Source organism: Staphylococcus sp. HMSC069E10 (assembly GCF_001809205.1).
Lineage (GTDB): Bacteria > Bacillota > Bacilli > Staphylococcales > Staphylococcaceae > Staphylococcus > Staphylococcus hominis.
Genome location: NZ_KV796470.1, coordinates 1 through 23,996, shown reverse-complemented (window position 1 = coordinate 23,996; position 23,996 = coordinate 1). Strand labels below are relative to the sequence as shown.

Annotated in this window: 24 protein-coding genes; all 24 read right to left on the bottom strand. The window is 32.2% G+C overall.

Annotated elements, in window-relative coordinates; all coding sequences use genetic code 11:
- Positions 1-2 precede the first annotated feature (2 nt).
- On the bottom strand, positions 3-1,577 hold the full coding sequence (locus HMPREF2561_RS01195) for a polysaccharide biosynthesis protein (protein WP_017176418.1): 1,575 nt from the start codon (positions 1,575-1,577) through the stop codon (positions 3-5).
- The gene (gene mfd, locus HMPREF2561_RS01190; RefSeq protein ID WP_171991288.1) at positions 1,561-5,064 is read right to left on the bottom strand and encodes a transcription-repair coupling factor; all 3,504 of its coding nucleotides are present in this window, start codon (positions 5,062-5,064) and stop codon (positions 1,561-1,563) included. Before mfd ends, HMPREF2561_RS01195 begins: the two co-directional genes overlap by 17 nt.
- Positions 5,065-5,066: 2 nt before the next feature.
- Entirely contained in the window at positions 5,067-5,639 is a 573-nt protein-coding gene (gene pth / locus HMPREF2561_RS01185) for an aminoacyl-tRNA hydrolase (protein WP_002449969.1), read from the bottom strand.
- A 305-nt stretch (positions 5,640-5,944) separates the two neighbouring features.
- On the bottom strand, positions 5,945-6,610 hold the full coding sequence (locus tag HMPREF2561_RS01180; RefSeq protein WP_017176420.1) for a 50S ribosomal protein L25/general stress protein Ctc: 666 nt from the start codon (positions 6,608-6,610) through the stop codon (positions 5,945-5,947).
- 172 nt (positions 6,611-6,782) lie between these two features.
- Positions 6,783-7,748 carry a ribose-phosphate diphosphokinase gene (locus tag HMPREF2561_RS01175; RefSeq protein WP_002449951.1) on the bottom strand — a complete coding sequence of 322 codons (966 nt, stop codon included), beginning with the start codon at positions 7,746-7,748 and terminating at the stop codon, positions 6,783-6,785.
- Positions 7,749-7,959: 211 nt separating this feature from the next.
- Positions 7,960-9,315 carry a bifunctional UDP-N-acetylglucosamine diphosphorylase/glucosamine-1-phosphate N-acetyltransferase GlmU gene (gene glmU / locus HMPREF2561_RS01170; RefSeq protein ID WP_049413888.1) on the bottom strand — a complete coding sequence of 452 codons (1,356 nt, stop codon included), beginning with the start codon at positions 9,313-9,315 and terminating at the stop codon, positions 7,960-7,962.
- A 262-nt stretch (positions 9,316-9,577) separates the two neighbouring features.
- Positions 9,578-9,889 carry a septation regulator SpoVG gene (spoVG, locus tag HMPREF2561_RS01165; RefSeq protein WP_002449945.1) on the bottom strand — a complete coding sequence of 104 codons (312 nt, stop codon included), beginning with the start codon at positions 9,887-9,889 and terminating at the stop codon, positions 9,578-9,580.
- Positions 9,890-9,957: 68 nt separating this feature from the next.
- The gene (locus HMPREF2561_RS01160; protein WP_002449962.1) at positions 9,958-10,338 is read right to left on the bottom strand and encodes a RidA family protein; all 381 of its coding nucleotides are present in this window, start codon (positions 10,336-10,338) and stop codon (positions 9,958-9,960) included.
- A gap of 15 nt (positions 10,339-10,353) precedes the next feature.
- Entirely contained in the window at positions 10,354-11,178 is an 825-nt protein-coding gene (gene purR, locus HMPREF2561_RS01155; protein WP_002449943.1) for a pur operon repressor, read from the bottom strand.
- Between the two features lie 14 nt (positions 11,179-11,192).
- Positions 11,193-12,041 (bottom strand): 4-(cytidine 5'-diphospho)-2-C-methyl-D-erythritol kinase, encoded by an 849-nt coding sequence (ispE, locus tag HMPREF2561_RS01150; protein WP_017176422.1) that lies wholly within the window; start codon positions 12,039-12,041, stop codon positions 11,193-11,195.
- Between the two features lie 276 nt (positions 12,042-12,317).
- Positions 12,318-12,581 (bottom strand): biofilm formation stimulator Veg, encoded by a 264-nt coding sequence (gene veg, locus HMPREF2561_RS01145; protein WP_002449940.1) that lies wholly within the window; start codon positions 12,579-12,581, stop codon positions 12,318-12,320.
- Between the two features lie 99 nt (positions 12,582-12,680).
- Positions 12,681-13,571, bottom strand: coding sequence for a 16S rRNA (adenine(1518)-N(6)/adenine(1519)-N(6))-dimethyltransferase RsmA (rsmA, locus tag HMPREF2561_RS01140; protein ID WP_019835397.1), 891 nt, complete (start codon positions 13,569-13,571; stop codon positions 12,681-12,683).
- 2 nt (positions 13,572-13,573) lie between these two features.
- Positions 13,574-14,122 (bottom strand): ribonuclease M5, encoded by a 549-nt coding sequence (gene rnmV / locus HMPREF2561_RS01135; protein ID WP_025987191.1) that lies wholly within the window; start codon positions 14,120-14,122, stop codon positions 13,574-13,576.
- A 148-nt stretch (positions 14,123-14,270) separates the two neighbouring features.
- Positions 14,271-15,041, bottom strand: coding sequence for a TatD family hydrolase (locus HMPREF2561_RS01130; RefSeq protein WP_017176425.1), 771 nt, complete (start codon positions 15,039-15,041; stop codon positions 14,271-14,273).
- Between the two features lie 23 nt (positions 15,042-15,064).
- A complete protein-coding gene (gene metG / locus HMPREF2561_RS01125; protein ID WP_049415668.1) occupies positions 15,065-17,041 on the bottom strand; it encodes a methionine--tRNA ligase in 1,977 nt (658 codons plus the stop codon).
- A gap of 238 nt (positions 17,042-17,279) precedes the next feature.
- Positions 17,280-18,122 (bottom strand): 16S rRNA (cytidine(1402)-2'-O)-methyltransferase, encoded by an 843-nt coding sequence (rsmI, locus tag HMPREF2561_RS01120; RefSeq protein ID WP_017176427.1) that lies wholly within the window; start codon positions 18,120-18,122, stop codon positions 17,280-17,282.
- Position 18,123: 1 nt separating this feature from the next.
- Positions 18,124-18,372 carry a GIY-YIG nuclease family protein gene (locus HMPREF2561_RS01115; RefSeq protein ID WP_017176428.1) on the bottom strand — a complete coding sequence of 83 codons (249 nt, stop codon included), beginning with the start codon at positions 18,370-18,372 and terminating at the stop codon, positions 18,124-18,126.
- Positions 18,365-19,090, bottom strand: a complete 726-nt coding sequence (locus HMPREF2561_RS01110; protein WP_019835400.1) for a tRNA1(Val) (adenine(37)-N6)-methyltransferase — start codon at positions 19,088-19,090, stop codon at positions 18,365-18,367. Before HMPREF2561_RS01110 ends, HMPREF2561_RS01115 begins: the two co-directional genes overlap by 8 nt.
- A gap of 121 nt (positions 19,091-19,211) precedes the next feature.
- Positions 19,212-19,604, bottom strand: a complete 393-nt coding sequence (gene yabA, locus HMPREF2561_RS01105; protein WP_017176430.1) for a DNA replication initiation control protein YabA — start codon at positions 19,602-19,604, stop codon at positions 19,212-19,214.
- Between the two features lie 16 nt (positions 19,605-19,620).
- Positions 19,621-20,424, bottom strand: coding sequence for a PSP1 domain-containing protein (locus tag HMPREF2561_RS01100; RefSeq protein WP_017176431.1), 804 nt, complete (start codon positions 20,422-20,424; stop codon positions 19,621-19,623).
- Positions 20,425-21,351 carry a DNA polymerase III subunit delta' C-terminal domain-containing protein gene (locus tag HMPREF2561_RS01095; RefSeq protein WP_019835402.1) on the bottom strand — a complete coding sequence of 309 codons (927 nt, stop codon included), beginning with the start codon at positions 21,349-21,351 and terminating at the stop codon, positions 20,425-20,427.
- Positions 21,352-21,528: 177 nt separating this feature from the next.
- Complete coding sequence (locus tag HMPREF2561_RS01090) at positions 21,529-21,858, bottom strand: cyclic-di-AMP receptor (protein ID WP_002455851.1); 330 nt, start codon at positions 21,856-21,858, stop codon at positions 21,529-21,531.
- A 27-nt stretch (positions 21,859-21,885) separates the two neighbouring features.
- Positions 21,886-22,503, bottom strand: a complete 618-nt coding sequence (gene tmk, locus HMPREF2561_RS01085; RefSeq protein ID WP_017176433.1) for a dTMP kinase — start codon at positions 22,501-22,503, stop codon at positions 21,886-21,888.
- Between the two features lies 1 nt (position 22,504).
- Positions 22,505-23,842 (bottom strand): aminotransferase class V-fold PLP-dependent enzyme, encoded by a 1,338-nt coding sequence (locus HMPREF2561_RS01080; protein ID WP_017176434.1) that lies wholly within the window; start codon positions 23,840-23,842, stop codon positions 22,505-22,507.
- Between the last annotated feature and the right edge of the window lie 154 nt (positions 23,843-23,996).

The window sequence follows — 23,996 nt, the reverse complement described above, 5'->3', positions numbered from 1 at the left end:
ATCTATCTTCCTTTCTTTATGCGATACAGTTTATCGCCGAATGGTAAGTGTTTTAATTCTTTATATCCTAAAATATTCATATACATAACAAGGAATAGGAATATGAGACCCCCTATTCCTACTATAATTAACAACTCAATTAGACTTCCTAAACGGCCTACAGGAGGTAATAACATTCGCAACCCCTGTATGACTACTGACATTATAATGAGCGCACTCATCAATTTAACAATAAACGCGCGCATGCGATTAAAACGATAATATTTAACGACCTCATAATGTAAAATAGTAACAAATATCATAAGCGAAAGCACTGTGCTTATACTTGCACCTAAAATTCCCATAAAGTGAATAAAAATCACATTAAAGATAATTTTAAATAGTAGTCCTGACATCACACCAATAAAAATAGGGCGAATTTGATTCATCACTTGTAAAAGTGCGATGTCCATCATGATAAGCGATACACCAATTACAGTAAGCATATAAATACTAAGTGTGAAGCTTAATTGATCTGTTTTGAAAAATACATGGTTCATCATCGGTAGTATATTAATAAGACCTATACCTGCTGCTACGCTAATGAGTAGTGTGATTTTTAAAGATGCATTTGTATAACGATTCATAAGAACATGATTATGATCAGACATTGCATCTGTAAGTAATGGAATTAGGACAAAGCTAAATGTAGTTGTCACTATTAAACCTATTTGAATAAATGAAGCACCTCTATCATAGATCCCTTTTTGCATAATCGCTTCTCTAAATCCTAAACCATATGTTTGTAGCATATGAACGACTGTAAAACTATCTATAAATTGCCATAAAATAACTAATAATTGACTTAATGCAAATACGAGAGTCGCAAGTATTAGCTGTTTCCAAGGAAGAGGATATGAGTGCTGATTTAATTGTAATCGGAAAGGTCTTGTTGCTAATAAATATAGACTAGAACCTAAAAATCCAAGGGCTGAGGCTAATATTGCAAGTGCTCCAGCTTGATAAATGGTCCATTCTTTAAACATAAACATTAAAATAGCTATAATAATAACACACACACGAATACATTGTTCTATTACTTGTGAAATAGCTGGTATATTCATTTGTTGTCTACTTTGATAAAAGCCTCTAATCACACCCAGGATTCCTATAAACAAATAGCTAAAACTTGCCATTTTTAGCATTGGTGCTAAGTGAGCATCTCCCATTAACAGTGCTAATGGATGGGAGAATACTAAAATCACACTAAAAATAATAAGACCTATCATTTGAAATCTTAGAAGTGTTTTTGAAAATACTTCAGTTCCACTGTGACTTCCAAATACTTGAGTGACAGCACTAGGAACTGCATTCATTGATAGTATCATACCTAGCGCTACAATAGGATAAATTTGTTGATAGGCATATAATCCAGAGTCACCTAAAATATTTTGATATGGAACTCGATAAATTGCACTTAATACTTTAACAATGACTAAAGCAAGCGTTAAAATCACTACGCCATTAAATGCTGAATGTTGTCGTGAATTCTTAGAAGAAGATGAAACTTCAGATGACGATTTATAATTCGTACTCAAGTTCCATACTTCCTTCAAGACATTTTACTAAGAATTTTAAGTTTTCTAACCACTGTTTAGATTTTGTTAGAGTAATATGCATTTTACCTTCTTTAACACCCAACTTCATTGTTCGTCCTAAAGGTTGAGTTTGTTTAAATAATTCTTCACCATTTATCTGTTCTGTACCTTTAGTTGAAAGAAATACTTCAATTTGTTTTCCTTTATCTTTAATCAATGTCACGCCTGCATGTAAAGCATGTATTTTAATTTCTACCATTTCTAATAAACGTTCTACTTCTACAGGATAATCATTGAAGCGATCAAGTAATTCATCTTTCACATCAAAAAGCTGTTCTTCAGTTTCAACTTTACGCAATTTCTTATAAATTTCTATTTTAGCTTGTTCATTTTGAATATACTCTGCTGGTAAATACGCGTCTAAGTGTAATTCCATTTCAACATCTGGTGCATCAGGGGTTTCTTCTGTAATACCACGTTTTTCGTTTACCGCTTCTTCTAACATTTGAGAATACAAATCAAAACCTACTGAATCAATGAATCCATGTTGTTGCTTACCTAATAAATTACCGGCTCCACGTATATTTAAATCACGCATGGCAATTTTAAATCCTGAACCTAATTCAGTGAATTCTTTAATCGCTTGTAAACGTTCTTCAGCTGTTTCTGTTAATACTTTATTAGCAGAATGTAAGAAGTAAGCATATCCAATACGACTTGAACGTCCAACTCTACCACGTAATTGATAAAGTTGACTTAAACCAAAACGATCCGCTTCTTCTATGATTAATGTGTTCGCATTAGGCACATCGACACCTGTTTCTATAATGGTTGTTGTAACTAAAATGTCGTACTCTCCATTAATAAAACTCAACATGGTTTCTTCCAAATCTCGCTCTGTCATCTGTCCATGAGCAACAGCAATGTTTGCTTCTGGCATCAACATTTGTAACTGTTCACGCTTTTCATAAATAGACTGTACTTTATTGTAAAGGTAGAATACTTGTCCATCACGAGAAAGTTCACGTTCTAAAGCCTCTTTAATAAAATTACTATTTTGCTCTAATACATAGGTTTGTACAGGGAAGCGGTTTTCTGGAGGTGTTTCGATGACAGATAAGTCACGTACACCAAGCATACTCATATGCAATGTTCTTGGAATTGGCGTGGCTGTAAGTGTCAATACATCTACATTGGTTTTCAATGTTTTAATACGTTCTTTATGACGTACGCCAAAACGTTGTTCTTCATCGACAATAAGTAATCCTAGATCTTTATATTGAATGTCTTTACTCAATAGTTTATGTGTTCCAACAACGATATCAACGTATCCAGATTTTAGACCTTCTTTAGTCTCTCTAACTTCCTTAGCAGTACGGAATCGACTAATCAACTGAATTTCTACTGGAAAATCTTGCATCCGTTCAATCAATGTTTCGTAGTGTTGTTGCGCTAGAATCGTTGTAGGCACTAAAAAGGCAACTTGTTTGCCTTCCATGACAGCTTTAAAGGCCGCGCGTACAGCAACTTCAGTTTTTCCGTAACCCACATCTCCACATAGCAAGCGATCCATTGGACGTTCTTTTTCCATATCTTCTTTAATTTCTTCAATAGATTTAGCTTGGTCTGGTGTAAGTTCATATGGGAAGTCCATTTCGAAATCATGTTGCTCAGCCGTATCTTCACCATATTGATAACCTACTGACATTTCTCGTTCTTTATATAGTGCAATAAGTTCATCTGCGATATCTTCAACACTTTGTTGTACTTTGGCTTTCGTTTTTTTCCATTCTGAGCCGCCTAGTTTATTTAATTTAGGCGATTTATCTTCTGAAGCAACATATTTTTGTACTTGATCCATTTGATCAACAGGTACAAAAAGTTGATCGGTTCCTTTATATTGTAATTTAATATAATCTCTATGGACGTCTCCAACTTCTAGTGTTTCAACGCCTAAATAACGTCCCACACCATGGTGCACATGGACAACATAATCTCCAACATTTAAATCTTGATAAGATTTAATTTTTTCAGCATTAGAAATTGTTTTAGTCCGTTTTCGTTGTTTTTTCTGTTTGGTTTTAAATAATTCTCGTTCCGTAATTACAACAAGTTGCATATAAGGCAGTTCGAAACCTTCTGATAGACTACCTTCTGTTACAATTGCTTGTCCACTTTCAATCTCTGAGTGAATATTTGTAACAGTAGGAATATGCATTTCATTAAGCATCGATTGAATACGCTCAACTTTCGTTTCAGTTTCTACAAGTACTACAATAGTGTAATTATTGCTTACATAACGTTGAAATTCTGAACGCATAATGTCATATTGTCCATAAAATTGTTGCACTGGCTTACATGAAAATTTAATAATATGTTGCAACTTCACTGGCATAGACGATGTAAATAAAGTGAAATATGTGACTGGATAATGATTGATTAACGTTTCAAACCCATCATATTCCATAAATGACTGCCCAATAAATCCGTTACCACTTTCAATTAAGTTCTGGATAAAATCATCTACTTCAGTAGTCAATGTCTTTTCAGTTTCTTTAATACGATTATATTCATCAACTACTACAATGGCATCTTTTTGGAAATAATCGATTAGTGTAGAAGGTGTGTCATACATAAAAGCAACTAGACGGCGAAGTAATTGATGATCAAAGAAAGTGGATTCAAATAATTTAAAACTTTCATATGTTTCTTTCAAATCATTTCGTACAGATTTATCAATTTTAGGACGTGTTTGTTCATATGCTTTTTGTAATTCTGTTTGAAGATGATTAATCACATCTTCCGTAATAATATAATCACTCGCTGTAGTGATATCTACCTTTTCAACATTATCATTTGAACGTTGTGTTTCTACATCAAAGTCTCGAATCGAGTCGACTTCAGTGTCAAACAATTCAATTCTAACTGGTTGACCGATAAGGGGGTAAATATCAATGATGCCGCCTCGTAGAGAAAACTCACCAATGTGAGAAACGACACTCTCACGTCGATATCCCATGTTTACTAGTTTATTTAAAAATTCATCCACATCGATATCATCGCCAACTTCTAAAGTCATTTGATGATGTTTCCACAATTCTACTGGAGTTAACCATTTTTTCAAACCATTTAAAGGAACGATAAATAACCCTTTCTTATCATGAGATAATGCCGTTAAAGTTCTAACACGTTCACTCATAAGTTGTGGGCTTTGAGTTGAAAATTCCTCTGTCATAATATCTTGGACTGGATATTTATAAACTTCAGAATGATCAATGTATTGCAATATATCAGTTTCTAATTTGTCTGCTTGATATAAATTATTTGTGATTAATAGCATTTGCTTATCATCATTCAAGTATTTTTCAGCAATAATGGTTGCTTTGGCTGAGGGAGATAAACCTGTAACTAAAATATTTTGGTTGCCAAAGACTTCGTCAAGTTCCTGGAATCGTTTGTCATTTTGAATATAGTCAGAAATAATCATTCTCAATTGACTTCTCCATTATATTCATTCATAACATGATCGAAACGAGACGTCTCAATAAATGCTTCCACTGCTTGTGCAGCATGTTCAATTACTTTTTCCATTGTCATCATTTCTTCATTAGAAAATTTTTGTAATACATAATCTGGAACTGACATACCATTCGTTGGTCTTCCTACTCCAATACGAATACGCTTAAATTGATCTGTACCTAAATGTTTAATAATCGATTTCATTCCATTATGTCCACCTGCACTTCCTTTTTGACGTAGACGAATATGCCCTTGAGATAAATCCATATCATCGTATAAAACGATTAAATCTTCAACTTCTACATTATAGTAATCCATTAAAGGTCCTACAGCTTCTCCTGATAAATTCATCATAGTCATTGGCTCGATAAATAGCACTTTATCCCCATTTAAACGTTCAATAGTATAAGCGCCTTTGAATTTTTGTTTATCTAATGTAAATTGATTTTTATCTAAAATATAGTCAATCACTTCAAAGCCAATATTGTGTCTTGTTCGTTCAAAACGTTTACCTATATTACCAAGACCCACAATACATTTCATACGTTGCAACCTCCATTGTGTTCATCTTTTTGATTGATTTGAACATTTAATTTAATATGTGTCGATTACTCCTTATTTTATAATATTACTCAATATAATACAAAAAGAGAGTAGGAAAGAAATTCAATGATTTCGTAACCCACTCTTTTATAAGTTATCAATCTTCAACTTTATTTTAACATTCATTTTTTAAATGTCCGATATACATAAGAAAAAGCCTTCTACATATGAACATGTATCAGGCTCTTTCTATCAATTTAATTAAAGACATTCTCACTTAAAGTGAATACATAGTCATCAACGAATTATTCTTCGTCTTTATTTTCTTCGTCTTCTTTGTCTTCTTTGTCTTCACCAGCTACTTCAGGTTCTTCAGTTGCTGATTCACCTTCCATTGCTTCGATTTCTTCTTCAGAAGGTTCATCAGTTGGAGGAACTACTGTAACAACAGATTCTTCTGGATCGTTTTCAATTGTGAAATCACCAGATACTTTAATATCCCCAACTGAATAGCTATCATTTATTTGTAAATCAGTGATATCTACTTCAATTGATTCTGGGATATTTTCTGGAGTTGCTGTAACTTGTAAATCAAATAATGGTTGTTCAACTACGCCGCCTTCTTTAGCGCCAACTGCTTCACCAACTAATTGAACTGGTACTTCAACAGTACGTTCTTCAGTCATGTTAATAGCTAAGAAGTCGATATGAGTAATTTGGTTTTTAAGTGGATCAAATTGATAATCTGATACCATAACTTTAATTGTTTTAGAACCCACGCCTAAATCAATAACACCGTTACGTCCAACTTCACGGATGACTTTGATGAATTCAACTTCATCTACTTTAACTGAAGTGTTTTTAGTACCATAACCATAAACAACAGCAGGTACTTTACCTGTATTACGTAATTTTTTAAGGTCAGAACGAGTTTGTTTACCTTGACGAATGATTGACTTTAATGAAGCCATTCGTATTTCCACCTTTCATTTTCAAGTTGAAACAATAATAATATATTGTCTTAACTTCTCCTCACTTGCCCATCAATTTAAATATTGCTTGCAAGTGTTTATTTATTCGTTAAATCACGAACGAATAAATTATACATGTTTAAAAATAATAAGTCAAACTCATTTGTAAATTTTAGTCAAATAATACACTTACTGACTCACGTTCATATACACGAACAATAGCTTGTGCTATTAAACCAGCTACAGATAATTCTTTGATGTTTGATGGTTTTTGACTATCGTCAAGTAAGATTGAATTTGTAACAATAAGTTCTTTAATCGCTGAATTTTCAATACGTTCTTTTGCAGGACCTGAGAGTACAGGATGTGTACAACAAGCATATACATCTTTCGCACCTTTATCTTTTAATGCTTGAGCAGCTAAAGTAATTGTTCCTGCCGTATCAATAATGTCATCGATAATAATAGCTGTACGTCCTTCAATTTCACCAACGATATTCATCACTTCTGCCACGTTTGGTTTAGGACGACGTTTATCAATAATAGCAATCGGAGTTTTTAAAATGTCTGCTAATTTACGTGCGCGTGTTACCCCGCCATGATCCGGAGATACAACAACACATTCTTCTGGGTTGATGTTAGGATCATTTTCAAAATATTGTCCAATAATCGGTACGCCCATTAGGTGATCGATTGGAATATCGAAGAAACCTTGAATTTGTGGTGCATGTAAATCTAAAGCAATCATACGATTTGCACCAGCAGTTTCAATTAAATTTGCTACTAATTTTGCAGTAATTGGTTCACGACTACGCGCTTTTCTATCTTGGCGCGCATAACCATAATAAGGAACAACAATATTGATATTTGCTGCAGAGGCACGTTTACATGCGTCAATCATAATTAATAATTCCATTAAATGTAAGTTAACTGGATAAGAAGTCGGTTGAATGATAAATACATCACATCCACGAATACTTTCTTCAATATTAATTTGAATTTCACCGTCACTGAAGCGTTTAACAGAACATTTCCCTAATTCGATTCCTACACGATCAGCAACCTCTTGTGCTAATGGTTCATTTCCCTTTAAAGAAAAAATCTTTAAAGACGAATTTTTGTACTCATTATTTAACATTTATAGTCCTCCAATTTTTTACTTAGACAATACTATTATATAAAAATTCTAGCATTTTTACTATATTCCACTAAAAACTGACCAATAATATGTTTATTACGTATCACTCAACTTGGCATGATAGTAATACATTCAAAATTTTATATTTATATATTCATTTATTCCCTTTAACAGAAAAATGACACAGTCTTTTTGTATCTTATATTAATCTTTATTTTTTATTGTAACCTTCTTTGGTTACTTGACGTGCGCGTGCTAATGCTAAGCTTTCTTTAGGTATGTCATCTGTAATCGTCGATCCTGCTGCAATTAAAGCGCCATCTCCTACTGTTACAGGGGCAATCAAATTCGTGTTACAACCAATGAAAGCGTCTTTTCCAATGATTGTTTTAAATTTATTTACTCCATCATAATTAACAGTGATTGAACCACAACCAATATTTGTACGTTCACCAACTTCTGCATCGCCAATATAACTTAAGTGTGATACTTTTGCACCATCTTTTAATTCTGCTTTCTTAACTTCTACAAAGTTACCCACTTTAACTTCAGCACCTAGATTTGAACCAGGTCTTAATTGAGCAAATGGACCAACTTTGGTCTTATTTCCTACACTAGAATCATTGATGACTGATTGTATAATATGAACTTTATTGCCAATACGACTGTTGTTAATTTCTGAATATTGACCAACGTGTGTATCTTCACCAATGAATGTTTTTCCATTGATACGTACGCCTGGCTCAATAACAGTATCCATACCTATCTCTACATCTGGACCTATAAATGTAGTGATTGGATCAATGATTGTAACACCATTTCTCATATGATGATGATTAATACGATGTTGCAACGCTTTTTCAGCATGACTTAACATGATTCGATCATTTACACCCATAATTTCATCAAAGTCATCAGTATGATACACTTCTGCTTTTCCATTATCTTCTAAAATTAAAGTAACGACGTCAGGTAAATAATATTCACCCTGTGCATTATCATTTTTAACTTGTTTAAGTTTTTCGAATAACGTTTTATTATCAAATGCAAATATACCTGAGCTGATTTCATTGATGTCTTTTTGAGCATTTGTTGCATCTTTTTCTTCTACAATGCGATTAAGGTGATGATTTTGATCACGTACGATTCGCCCATACCCGAAAGGCGTCTGAGCTGTAGCCGATAAAACAGTAACTTGTGCTTGTGTTTCTTCATGGTGTGCAATTAAACGTTGTAAAGTTTCTGAAGTAATAAGTGGTGTATCTCCACATACTACTAATGTTGTACCTTCTTGAGTATGTAAATGTTCTTCTGCCATTTTAACTGCATGTGCAGTTCCTAATTGTTCATTTTGATAACTATATAATGACTGATTACCTAATGTCTCTTTTACTTGTTCTGCCCCGTGACCTACGATAGTGACGATTTGATTTACGCCCGCTTTTTTAACATTTGTCAGTACATGTTCAACCATTGGTTTACCAGCAACCTCATGTAACACTTTATATTTCTTTGATTTCATTCGTGTTCCTTTTCCAGCTGCTAATATGATTGCATTTCTTTGCATGAATAATAATCCTCCAATAAAATTTGCACTTCACAAGTAATTATAATTTAACTCAACTTATAGTTTCAAGATTTAACAAATTTTGTAAACAGAGTTTAATTATTTGCATCATACATTTAATTTTCAAAAAATATCGATAAAACAATAAAAATGGGCACGAAACAAAATTCAAGTTTGAATTTAGAGTTTCGTCCCCACGTCATTTAGCTTACATAATTAATAAAATAACCATTATCAAAAATATGATTTGATTTTTGTTATTTTAAGCTTCGTCTGATTCTTCTGTTACGTCTGATGAAGCATTTTTATCTGGAATCACTTCGTCAGTTTCATCATATACTTTCATCACAGCATCCTGTATTTCTTGTCTCATTTCTGAATTGATTGGATGTGCGATATCGCGGAATTCACCATCTGGTGTACGTTTGCTTGGCATAGCAACGAAAAGACCTGAGTTGCCTTCGATTACGCGTAAATCATGAATTACGAAAGCTTCGTCTAATGTGATAGAAACGAGTGCTTTCATTCTGCCATCTGTTTGTATTTTTCTAAGTCTTACATCTGTCACTTTCATGCAGTGAGCCCCCCTAGTATATATATCTTTGTGTGGTTAGAAGCATGACAATGTGTTAATTAAGTAAATTATATTCCTTTAACTTTACCTACTAATTCAATTTCAACTTTAACGTCTTTTGGTAGGCGAGACACTTCTACGCAACTTCGCGCAGGTTGATGCTCATTAAAGTAGCTACCATAAACTTCATTAATTTGTTGAAATTCATTCATATCAGAAATAAAAATAGTTGCTTTTACAACAGAGTTTAAATCAGAACCTGCTTCTTCAAGTACAACAGATAAATTTTCTAATACTTGTTTTGTTTGTTCTTTGACATCGCTACTTACGATGTTTCCTTCAGTATCTAATGGAATTTGTCCTGATGTGAATACTAAATTATTCACGACCATTGCATGAGAATATGGTCCTAACGCTTCAGGTGCTTTATTAGTATTAATTGTTTTCATGGTGTATAACTCCTTTTAAGAAAATTTAGACAAGATATTACCAGGTTCAACTTTAAATTCTTGATTATATTCGTCAACATCTGATAATTTGACTAAAGAAGTATAATCCTCAATCAATCTTTGTTTTACTTCTTTTGATTCTACTAGTACAGATACCCCTTTCACCTCTGCTTTAAACTCATTCATAAGATTCATTACACCATTTATTGAACCGCCTGCTCTCATAAAGTCATCTACAACTAACACATTTGAGTTTTCAGCTAATGTGCGTTTCGATAAGACCATCGTTTCAATTTTTCTTGATGAGCCTGAAACATAGTTAATGGAGACCGTAGAACCTTCAGTAACTTTATTGTCTTTTCTAATAACTACTACAGGTAAATTTAATACGTTTGCTACTGCATTGGCAAGTGATATCCCTTTCGTTGCGATAGTTACTACTGCATCTAGTTTCTCATCCATGTAAATACTAGCAATGAGTTTCCCTACTTTATTAAGTAATGATGGGTTACCAACTAAGTCCGATAAAAATAAATATCCACCTGGTAATAAGCGCTCTTTTTCTTGTAGCATCGTAATGATTTCTTCTATAATTTCGATTGCTTCTTCTTTGCTCATCATCGGCTTATAGGTTACACCGCCGCTTGCGCCAGCTGTTGTAATTACAGTTCCCAATTTTTCTTTTTGGAACGTATTTTTGATGATTTGAACGTCTTCACTAATCGATGACTTCGCTTGTTTAAATTTTTTCACAAAAAAAGTTAATGGAATTAACTGATTTGGATGGTTCATTAAATATTGTGTCATAAAGACAATACGTTCACTTCTTTTATACCTCATAAGTTCCAGCCTTTCTATCCTAATAATCTTACTAAATACACTTCGTTACAACAGCCATTTACAGCATTATATACTTTCTTTGCTTGGCTCTCCTTTTGAGCGAATGCATATACAGTAGGTCCACTCCCACTCATTAGTGCTCCATCAGCACCACAACGCAACATATTATTTTTAATTTTTTTAATTTCTGGATACATAGACATAGAAACGGTTTCTAAACGATTAGATAAACTCTTACACAATTTCATATAATCTCCCTGTCTAATCGCTTCTTCACACATTTCTGTATGTACATCATAATCCTCTTTTAAATTAAGTTCTTTAAAAATATCTGGAGAAGATATTCCAAGATTAGGTTTTGCTAATACCACCCATGCAGAAGGAGGTTTGTCTAGAAATTTAATTTTTTCGCCTCTCCCTTTACATATAGCAGTTTTATTATAGATGCAAAATGGAACATCTGTCCCAATTTGAAGGCCTAATTGGCTTAGTGTTTCTAAAGATGCGCCTAATTCATATAAACGATTAATTCCTCGCATCGTAGCAGCAGCATCAGCTGATCCCCCAGCTAATCCAGCAGAAACCGGAATATCTTTATCAATCGAAATCGTGACGCCTTGTTTAAGTTGATATGTTTCCATCATCAGTTTAGCTGCTTGGTAGGCGAGATTTTTATGATCATTAGTAACATAGTTATGTTCTATATCTACAACAATTTTATTATCATTTCTTTTCTGAAAAGACAATCTATCATTCAGATCTACTGTTGTCATTATCATAGCAATTTCATGGTAACCATCATTTCTTTTGAAAAGTGTATCGAGCGTCAAATTAATTTTGGCTGGTGCCGTTTCATATATCATTTTTCCGCCCTCTCTTCATCAATAGTATTAAAATGATTTTAACATAAAGACTTAAAATATTTGATAGTTACATTATAAATTATAATTAAAAGTTAATAAATTAGGAGATAAATGATCTTAATTTCAACTGCAAATCTTGATTTATTTAAATTATTATTTTATTAAAAGAGATTAAGAATTAAAAAGAGTGTTGAACTTAAACAGCCCAACACCCAATATGTTTTTAATGATAGAGTTTGTAGTACACTAAACAACTCTATATTTATATGTTCGAATTTAGTGTGCAACTACTTCTTGATGATTATCCTCTTCAAATGAAACTTGTACATTCTCTGTAAGAACATCCGTATATGTATACGACACTCTTTCAAAATTATGCTTATCTTGATCTAATTCAACAATAAATACTGAAGGATATGTCTCTTTTAACACTCCACAACGTTCGATTGTTTTTTTTCGACCACCGTTGGCTTTAAGTACAATACGATTTCCTAAATGACAATCAATAGAATTTTTGATGTCCAAAATTGATTTTGGCATATTGCTCCACCTCGCTACAGGTTACATAATATCACATTTTGAAGTAATATGTCAAATAAAATTTAAATTTTATCAAGGTAGCGACACTTTGTCAACAATTTAATTTTCTAATTCTGGGAAATTTTTCTTTTCTTCATACAATCGTGCAAAATCTTGTATAGAAAGGGTTTCTCCACGACGTTTAGGATCAATATTTGCGTTTTCTAACCATTGATGAATTTGTGATTTATATTTTTTACCATCTTTAAAGAAATTCTGATAGTTATTATTAATCGTTTTACGTCTTTGAGCAAAAGCAGCTTTTGCAAGTTTAAAGAAAGCTTGTTCATCGTCTACTGAAACAAGAGGTTCCTCTCTTTGCATCAATTTTACAACAATCGAGTCAACATTTGGTGGCGGCATAAACACTGATTTAGGGACAGTGAGTACTTTACTCGTTTCTGTGTAATATTGAGTCACAATAGATAAAGAACCATATGCTTTTGTACCTACTTCTGCATTTAAACGCTCTCCAACTTCTTTTTGCATCATCACTACATAACCATCAATGGGAATATCTTGTTGCATTAAATTAAGTAAAATCGGAGTCGTAATATAGTAAGGTAAATTCGCTACTACCATAATTTTATCGCAATCATTTAAATACGTGTTCACAGATGCAGCTATATCAGCTTTTAATATATCTTCATTTATAATTGTTACATTGTCGTAGGGATGAAGTGTTTCTTTTAAAACTGGAATTAGACGTTGATCGATTTCAAATGACAACACTTTTTTAGCACTTTTAGCGAGTTGTTCTGTTAATGAGCCCATACCAGGGCCCACTTCAATTACACCTGTCGACTTATCAATATGACTTGCATCAATAATTTTATGAATAATATTAACATCTACTAAGAAATTTTGACCTAAGCTTTTCTTAAAATTAAAGTCAAATTGATTTAATAGTTCTTTTGTTCTAGAAGGTGTAGCTATATCTTTTCTATCCATCTTTAATTATTCTCCTTATCCATTGATAATGCACGTCGTACGTCTTCTTCAGTATAACCAAAAGCATTTAATTTTTTTAGTAATTGTTTGCCATTAGAATGTCCAATATGCAATTTACGTCCAAGTATCTCTCTCTTACGTCTCGCATCTTTACCAATAATTAAACCTAAATCAATTAATACACTTTTATCTATCGACTCCTCTCCTTCTTCAAAAGGAGAACTCACATGCATTAAGGCTTTCTTTATATCTTCAGGATGTGTATGTTCTATCCCAATTTTTCCACGCTTATTTTTCGCTTTTTCACGATCGACATAGGCATGTTTAACTCCTGGTACGTGTTCAGTAATAATATTTCTAATTCTATCACCTGGAAAGTCAGGATCAGTTAATACAATCACGCCTCTTGTTTCTTGAGCATTCTGAATCACTGCTAACGTTTCTCTATTAATGGCACTTCCATTTGTTTCAATCGTATCACATTCCACAGCTGTTTTAACTCGTTCTGTGTCATCTCTGCCTTCGACAACGATAAATTCATTTATTCTCATATTCATTTACCATTACCTTTCACTTAATCTCATTTCTATTATAACGGTTATACTATAAAAAATGAGAAAGATGCACATATTATCGTCATTCACTATTAGATAGCATTACGATAGATGATGTTTTACATCTTTCTCATACTGAGGATTATTAATTTAAGTTAAATAATCTTTCTGCATTTTCTGTAGTTTGACGACATACCTCTTCGTATGTCATATCACGTAAATCTGCAATTTGTTGTGCAACAAGCGTGACACGTTCAGGTTCATTACGTTTTCCTCTATAAGGATGTGGAGATAAATAAGGTGCATCTGTTTCAACTAATAAGCGATCCATTGGAACATGTTTAGCGACCTCTTTAGGTTGTTTTGCATTTTTGAATGTGACTGGTCCGCCTAATGACACATAGAAATTAAGTTTATTAATAATGACATCTGCAATTTCAGGTGATGCACTAAAACTATGCATAATGCCTCCAACTTCTTCTGCATGTTCTTCCATTAAAATATCTACACAATCTTGAGTTGCTTCACGATTATGAATGACAATAGGTAACTTAACGCGTTTAGCTAAAGCAATTTGCTTTCTAAACACTTCTTTTTGAACATCAGCTGGAGATTTATCCCAATGATAATCTAATCCCATTTCTCCAATACCGATAATTTTAGGATGCTGAGCTAATGATTCAATCCATTCTAAACGTTCTTCAGTAAAATCTATTGCATCTACAGGATGCCAACCGATAATACCATAAATAAAGTCATATTCATCAATCAGTTCCATAGTACGTTCAATTGTCTTAGTATCAAATCCCACGACAAACATACGGTCAACGCCTGCTTCTCTTGCACGAGATATCACTTCACTTAAATCTTCATCATATTGTTCGTCATTTAAATGAACATGTGTATCTATTAACATTTTATCTCTCCTAACGGCTATATTTATTTTATAATTGCACCATTTGGAATTGCACTCGGTAAGCTTACTAACGTTAATACTTTATCTTTTTCAGCTGATAATATCATACCTTCAGATTTGTGCCCCATTAATTTTGCTGGCTTTAGGTTAGTTACAACAGCCACTTTTTTGCCAATAATATCTTCTGAACGATAGAATTTCGCAATACCTGAAACAATCTGACGTTGTTCTGCTCCTAAATCAACTTGTATTTTTAATAATTTATCTGATTTCGGTACATTTTCTGCATCAATAACAGTTGCAGCTTTAATTTCAACTTTATCAAAATCTTTAATATCAATTTGCGATTTACTTGGTACTTCTTCTTTATCATCTTCACTAGATTTAGGTGGTTGCATTGATTTTTTAATAAATGCAATTTCATCCTCTGAATCTAATCTTGGGAAGATTGGAGAAGGTTTTTCAGTAACCATAATTGGTTCTTGTAATGCACCATAATGCTCTAAACTTGATAATTCGTATAAATCTGAATTATTAATATTCAATTGTTTGAAAATTTCTTTAGGCGCATGTGTTAAGAATGGGCGCAATAATACAGTCGCAAAACGAATATTTTCAACTAAGTGTGCCATTACATTTCCTAACATATCTTTTTGACTTTCATCTTTAGCTAAAACCCATGGAGTGGTTTCATCGATATATTTATTTGTTCGACTTATTAACTTCCAAACTGTAGATAATGCTACTGAGAATTGGAAACTTTCCATATTGTCATGGAAATTCTTCACAGTTTCAAGTGCTAATGCTTCCATATCTTCATCCAATTCATGTTTTGGTCCTTGGTATGCAGGGAGCTCTCCTTGGAAATATTTATTAATCATAGAAATCGTACGGTTAACTAAGTTACCTAAATCATTTGCTAAGTCGAAATTAGTACGTTCAACAAATGCCTCCGGAGTAAATACGCCGTCAGATCCGAATGGTAATTCACGCATTAAGTAATAGCGTGTAGCATCTAAGCCATAACGATCAATAAGAACATTAGGATCTACTACATTACCTTTAGATTTACTCATTTTTCCATCTTTCATTAAAATCCATCCGTGCGCGAATACTTTTTTCGGTAAAGGTAAATCAAGAGCCATAAGTAAGATAGGCCAAATAATAGAATGGAAACGAACGATTTCTTTTGCCATTAAATGTACATCTGCTGGCCAATATTTTTGGAATAATGAATCATCATCTGATAAATATCCAAGAGAAGAAATATAGTTTACTAAAGCATCAATCCATACATAAACTACATGTTTAGGGTTAGATGGAACTCTTACCCCCCAATCAAATGACGTACGTGAAACTGCTAAGTCTTCTAATCCTGGTTTAATAAAGTTATTAATCATTTCATTTTTTCTAGATGGAGGTTGAATAAAATCAGGATTAGCATCGTAAAATTCTAATAAACGATCTGTATATTTATTAATATTAAAGAAATAACTTTCTTCTTTAACTAATTCAACTTCATGTCCAGAATCTGGACTTTTACCGCCTGCGATTTTACCATTTTCGTAAACAGGGTCTACAAGTTGAGATTCAGTATAATACGTTTCATCAGGGACAGAATACCATCCCTCATATTCACCAAGATAAATATCACCTTGTTTTAATAAACGTTCAAATACTTTTTCTACCACTTGTTTATGACGTTCTTCTGTAGTTCTAATAAAATCATCATTTGAGATTTCCAATTTAGCCCATAAACGTTTGATTCCAGCAATCATTTCATCTAAATACTCTAATTCTGTTTTTCCTGCTTTTTGCGCTTTTTCTTGGATTTTTTGACCATGTTCGTCTGTACCTGTAAGATAACGAACATCATATCCTTGCATACGTTTATATCGTGCAATTACATCACCAGCAACTGTAGAATATGCGTGACCGATATGCAGATTACCACTAGGATAATAAATAGGGGTTGTAATATAAAATGTTTCTTTCGCCATCAGTAGTCCTCCCTTTCGTTCATGTCTTAATGACTAGTTCACTTTAAATTTTATCTAAATTTTTAATTATTTTCTAATGAATATTTAATATAACGTTTGTGACGACACATCATCATAAAACATCTATCTTATTCATTATAACCCATATAGAATATACATTGTCGTATCTTATTAACATTACCATAAATTAATATTTTATGGTATTTTTCTATCACTATGATACAAGTTTTTATTAATTTTACGATTTAATATTATGATAAATATCATAAATCTCACTTGTTTTCATCTGTCGTTCTTCTGCGACTACTTTTATCGCTTTCTTAGGTTTTAAATTTTGAGTCTCAATATAATGATTAACATGATCTATAATCGTTACATCTTCAAACCATTGCTTTGTTTCTTGAGCTTTGGCCCCCTCAATTAAAATCACAAATTCTCCCTTTTGTGGAATCTCTTGATTTTCAATTGCTTCTAATAATTGTGATACTTCAAACATAACCACTTGTTCAAATTTTTTAGTAAGTTCACGACCTACTGCTACACGTCTTTTTGCATCTACTTTAATAATCGCTTTTAGTGTATCAATCACTCTAAATGGAGACTCATAAATGATTAAAGTACTATCTTGATACATTCGTTGAGATAAAATATTCACTTTTTCTTTTTCTTTTCGTGGCAAGAAGCCTAAAAAAGTATATGTAAATGAAGGTAAACCACTTGCCATTAGTGCAGTTAATCCTGCATTAGGTCCTGGAATGGTTTCTACAGCAATGTTATGTTTATGTGCTTCAACAACAAGTTCATATCCTGGATCGCTAATTAACGGCAACCCTGCATCTGATACAAGCGCAATATTATTTTCTTCTTTAAGTAATTGAATTAAATAATCTGTCTGTTGCTCTTTATTATGTTCATGATATGATTTTAATGGAGTAGTAATATCATAGTGGTTACATAACTTTTTAGTTACTCTCGTATCTTCACACGCAATGATATCTACCTGTTTTAACGTTTCGATTGCTCGAAATGTAATGTCACTTAAATTACCTATCGGTGTCCCTACTAAGTATAAAGTTGCCATATTATCCCTCCTCAATCAATTTTAGTTTTCTTTGTCTTGTAAATGTCTTAATTTCATATTCTCTACGTAAAGCTTCTGATTTTGTCTCGTACATTTCTTGATATACTAACACTACCGGACGTCTTATTTTTGTATATTTAGCACCTTTCCCAGCATTGTGTTTATTTATACGTGCCTCAATATTATTCGTATACCCTGTATATAAACTGTTATCACTGCAACGTACGATATATACAAAGTGACTACCCATAATAAACCTCTTTCATTTGCTCACTATATTCGCCATTTTCATTGTAAATATAAAATGGTGGTGCAATCTCTAGACCTTGATTACCATTTTTTCTTCCTTCAACAACAATAGTGACTGCTGATTTACCATGCTTACTATAAATAAATACAATACGTTTAGGTTCGATATTAGCTTGTCTCATTTCAGTTAATACATCCATAAGTCGTTCAGCACGATGAACCATAACTAGACGTCCACCCTGTTTTAATAAATGCCGTGCTGCAAACATGCAATCTTCTAAACTACACATAATTTCATGTCGTGCTATTTTATGTGCTTCTTTTTGGTGTTGATGAAGTTGATTACGTTTAAAGTAAGGCGGGTTACAGGTTATTAATGTAAACTGAGAGGGTTTAAACGTTTGATACACATCTTTTAAATCCATATTATGCATAGATAAACGCTCTTCTAATCGATTATATTTAAAGCTTCGTTGAGCCATGTCTGCCAACTGTTCTTGAATTTCAATACTTTCTATTTTTTGATGACTTTTTGCAGATAATAATAAAGCAATAACACCATTTCCGGCACACAAGTCTAGAATGCTATCATTTTTTCGTACTTTAGTAAAATGTGCTAATAAAAGTGCATCAGTAGAAAAAGAAAACACCTCATCATTTTGAATGATTTTTAAGTTCTCCTTAATTAAATCATCTAATCTTTCTTGTTCCTTCAACATATATGTTATCTCCTAAAAAAGAGATGTATCACAACACAAAATCTGAAATTTTATTGTGTTGAAATTCATCTCTCCTAAAAATTAAAATTATACCATCCATTTATCATTCTTTGTTATGGATTTAACTATTTAAAACATTCATGCATAATAAACAATCTTCACCATAACGATGTTTACCAAATAATTCGCCATTACAAATATGAAAACCTTCACTATACAAAACAGCTAAATTGTCTTTACTTGGTAAAGGTTTTTTTACATTTTTAATTGCACTTTTAAAGTCATTTTCATTTGATTTTTTATTATGTTGACTTTCACTATTGACTTTTGTTGATTCAACATCTTGTTCACTTTTAGCCATTAGCGCTTTTAAATTATCGTTTTCTACTTGTAACGTTACATTTTCTTCTATCAATTGAATAGCTAAAGATTTAAGTTCAGTCATCTCTTGAGTTAATACATTAACGTTACTTTCTAATTTTACAATTTTTTCGAATAAATCATTGCGATTCAAAAGAAAGACACTCTCCTTAATTAAATGTAGCTAATTCCTCCATTTTATATTCTAAAGGTTGCTCTAAACCATCAATCTTCACTTGCATCGAAATATCTAATATATTTAATCCTACAACTTGTCCAGTACCTTCCGGTGTATGAATTTCATCGCCTACATCTGGTAATTGTGCACGAGCTTCCTCATAATAATCATTTTCATATTTAAGACAACACATTAAACGTCCACATGCACCAGAAATTTTAGTTGGATTTAATGATAAATTTTGATCTTTTGCCATTTTGATAGATACCGGTTGAAAATCTCCTAAAAATGTTGAACAACATAATGAACGTCCACACGGTCCAATTCCACCTAGTAGTTTTGCTTCATCACGAACGCCAATTTGTCTAAGTTCAATACGTGTTCTTAAATTTTGAGCTAATACTTTCACTAACTTTCTAAAATCGATACGATCATCAGCAGTAAAATTAAAAATGACTTTCGATTTATCTAAAGTATACTCACAATTCACTAAGCGCATATCTAAGTCTTGATCTTTCACTAACTGTTTACATAAAATTAGTGCTTGCTCTGCATCTTCTTCATTTTGATTGTATTGTTGTATATCTTCTTCAGTTGCAATACGTAGAATATCTTTTAACGGTAATGTCACATCTTCATCATTTACACATTTTGAAGCTAACTTTACTATACCTATTTCAATGCCTCGTTTAGATTCGACTACAACCCAGTCTTCACTGTCTAATTTTAAATCATTCGGCGCATAATATTCCAATTTACCTGCTTTTTGAAATTGCACACCTACTACATTTGGCATTTAACTCACACCTTTAATTACGATTTGTTCAAATACGAGCATCGGATTCACATTCTGTATCAATTTTTTATGTGCTTCTGTAATTTGATCATACATTAATATCATTTGATTAAGTGTTAATCGTGTTGTGTATTCCTTAATTAGTGGTTTAAGATCAGTAAAAATGAAATTGTTCTCAATTCCGACTTTAGCATGCATCATATCTTCAAAAAAAGCATTGATAACAGACAAAGTAAGAAGTTGTAGTTTTCGATTTTTAGCATTTTTTAACACATCAATAACACCAATCAAGGCCATTGGTTTATTTGTTAATAATAATTCGCACCAATGAACGATTACTTTTCTTAATTCAATTAAATCATACTCTTCATTAAGGTCTTTGGCTACCTCAATTTGTGTCGTATATGAACTTAACATTTCAGCAATAGCCCGATTCATACCATTATCAACAAGTTTATCGATAAAATGCGATTTGTCACTCGGTTTAAAATACATATGTTGACATCTAGAGTGAATCGTATTTAATATTTGTTCTGGTTTAGTAGAAATTAAAATTGCAATAGTATTTTCTGGAGGTTCCTCTAAAAATTTTAAGATACTATTTTCACCTTGAACTGTTAACTTTTCAAAGTCTTCTATGATATAAACTTTATATGTACCTTCAATAGGTAATTGGTTCATTTGGCGTACAAGTTGTTCAATTTGTTCTTTTTTTATAGTAGATTCTTCAGAGGATATATATGTAAAATCAGGATGATTAAAATTACGCAATTTCAACTCACATTGTTCATTTCCATTACAAAGAATAAGTTGTGCAAATTCCATTGCTACATGTTTCATTGATTGTGCATCATCACCTTCAAATAAATAGGCATGTGATAATTTATTCGAATGAAACGCATTAGCTAATTTTTGTAATTCCTCCATATTTGCATACTCCCTATTCATAGTTCATTTTAAAATTATATCATTAAATTTTTCAGTCGCATTTATCATTTAGCAATTAATTATGATGTATATGATAAAGAGCCGATAACATAAAAAATATGTTTCAGGCTCTTTGAAAATTATCTTTTAAAACTTTATTTAATTGTTAAATTAAGCTTAGAATCTGTGGAATTTTTCTACTGGCATTACAAATACTGTAGCGCCTCCAACTTCAACTTCAACAGGATAAGGTATGTAAGAGTCTGCACTACCACCCATTGGCGTCATTGGTGAAACAAGTTGATCTCTATTACCACACGTATTATCAATGACGGTTAACGCTTCATCAACACGTTCATCATCTACACCACATAAGAATGTTGTATTTCCTGCTCTTAAGAAGCCACCAGTTGTTGCTAGTTTAGTAGCTCTAAAATTGTTTTTTACGAGTTGGTCTGAAAGTTCTTGACTATCTTGATCTTGAACGATCGCTATAATCATTTTCATTTTAATACACCTCTCCATATTATTATATCATAAGTTTTTTAAGTAACTTAAAATGATCTCATACGTATCACTTACGACACTTTCGATGTTTTGTGTAGCATCAACTACTTTAAAACGCTCAGGATTAGTTTTAATTAATGTTTTATATCCCTCAATTACTTTTTGATGAAAAGTTAGTGTTTCTTTATCTAATCGATTCTGACTTCTTTGATTTTTTAGTATTCGTTCTCTCCCCACTTCAGCATCAATATCAAGATAAATTGTTAAATCTGGATAAAGTCCATTAATTGCAAATTCATTTATTTTTTTAACTTCTTCTATACCTATACCCCGTGCATGCCCTTGATATGCTAAAGAACTGTCAATATATCGATCACATAAAACTACTTTATTATTTTTTAAAGCGGGTATCACTTTTTCAACCAAATGTTCTCTTCTAGATGCTGCAAATAACAATGCTTCTGTACGTATATCAATATTTTCACCATCTAGTAAGATATTACGTATTTCTTCCCCCGTAGATACTCCACCTGGTTCTCTAGTAGAAATAACATTATAATTTTCAGATAACAACTTATTAATCTGATTTAACACTGTAGTTTTCCCAGAACCTTCAGGCCCTTCAAACGTTATAAATGCAGCCATATTATTCATCCTTAACTAATATTTTATCGTTTTTAATACCTTCAACACGTACACTATGTGAAAGATAATATTGCATCAATTTTATCATATTTTTAGTCACTTTTTCTCCTTTCCAAAACACAGGAATTCCAGGAGGATAAGGCACAATATGTTGAGCTAATACTTTATCTTGTGCTTTATTAATATTTATCCAATATGCATGATTAATATACTTTGATACATAAACACTTTTTTCTAGCGGCAATAAAACCGGCTCTAGCTTTTCTTTTGCTTTTTTAGGTAATTTTATAGTTTTTATTCTATGCAGTAATGTTTCGAAAGGATATCTATCATTAAAATGCCACAATGGTAAGACAATGAGTATTTGATAATCATCAGCTAATTCAATATAAATATGATTCTTTTCAAAATAACGTTGTACTTCAAAACCCGTATGCCCATTTGCTCGAACAATAAGCTTTAATGGATCCTCGACTTCAATAACTTCAAAATGCTGTTGTCTTAACGTTTCAATAAATTGTTTTCTTTTTTCGAAAAAGAGACTACTGTCATAAGAATTATAAAATTGATGCGCTAGTTCAATGCTCGACATTACTAAATAAGATGGACTAGAAGTTTGAAAAATACCTAAATATTTAATAACTTCATCTTTCAAAGGTGCATTTTTATGAATAAATAATACTGATCCCATAGTAAGCGTAGGCAAAGTTTTGTGATACGATTGAACAACATAGTCAGCTTCTGATTCTAAAGCTGATTTAGGAAAGTGTTTCAAATTAAAATGGGCACCATGAGCCTCATCAATTAAAACAGGTATATTGTAATCGTGAAATTGTTTAACACACTGATTGATATCAAAGCATTCTCCATAATAATTTGGATAAGTAACGACAGCGAGTTTTTGATGTCGTAACATTTTAGTATCAATCAAAGGCGCTAAATACTGGTAACTTTTATCACTTCTGTACATAGGCAAAATATCTGCAGACTGTTGAGTTAAATCTAAAGCATTAAAAACTGATTTATGTACATTACGGCTAATTAGATAACGACCTTTTATATGAGTAAATGCTTGTATAACTGATAAAATGCCTGAAGTTGTACCATTAACTAAATAATAAGCATCATAATTAGGATGCTTATTCACACGATTCATACTTTCTAAAATAGTATCTTCTGGATGATGTAAATCATCTAGACCCGTGATTTCAGTCATATCCATTTTCAAAGATAATGCATCTAAATAACCGATAGTCATATTTTTATGTCCTGGAACATGTAATGAGATAGCATGATGATGAATTAAATCATCAAGTTTTTGAGTGATAGGTAATTTCAATTAAGTCCTCTCCTCATATATCTTTAAATATCTCCTATTTTAATAGATAATTTAAAAAAATAAAAGAAACGCTACAACTTCTGTTGTTTGATCTCTTCTCAATTCATTAGCTCCAAGCACTTTTTCTAAATTTCGACATAAAAAAAGAGACCTC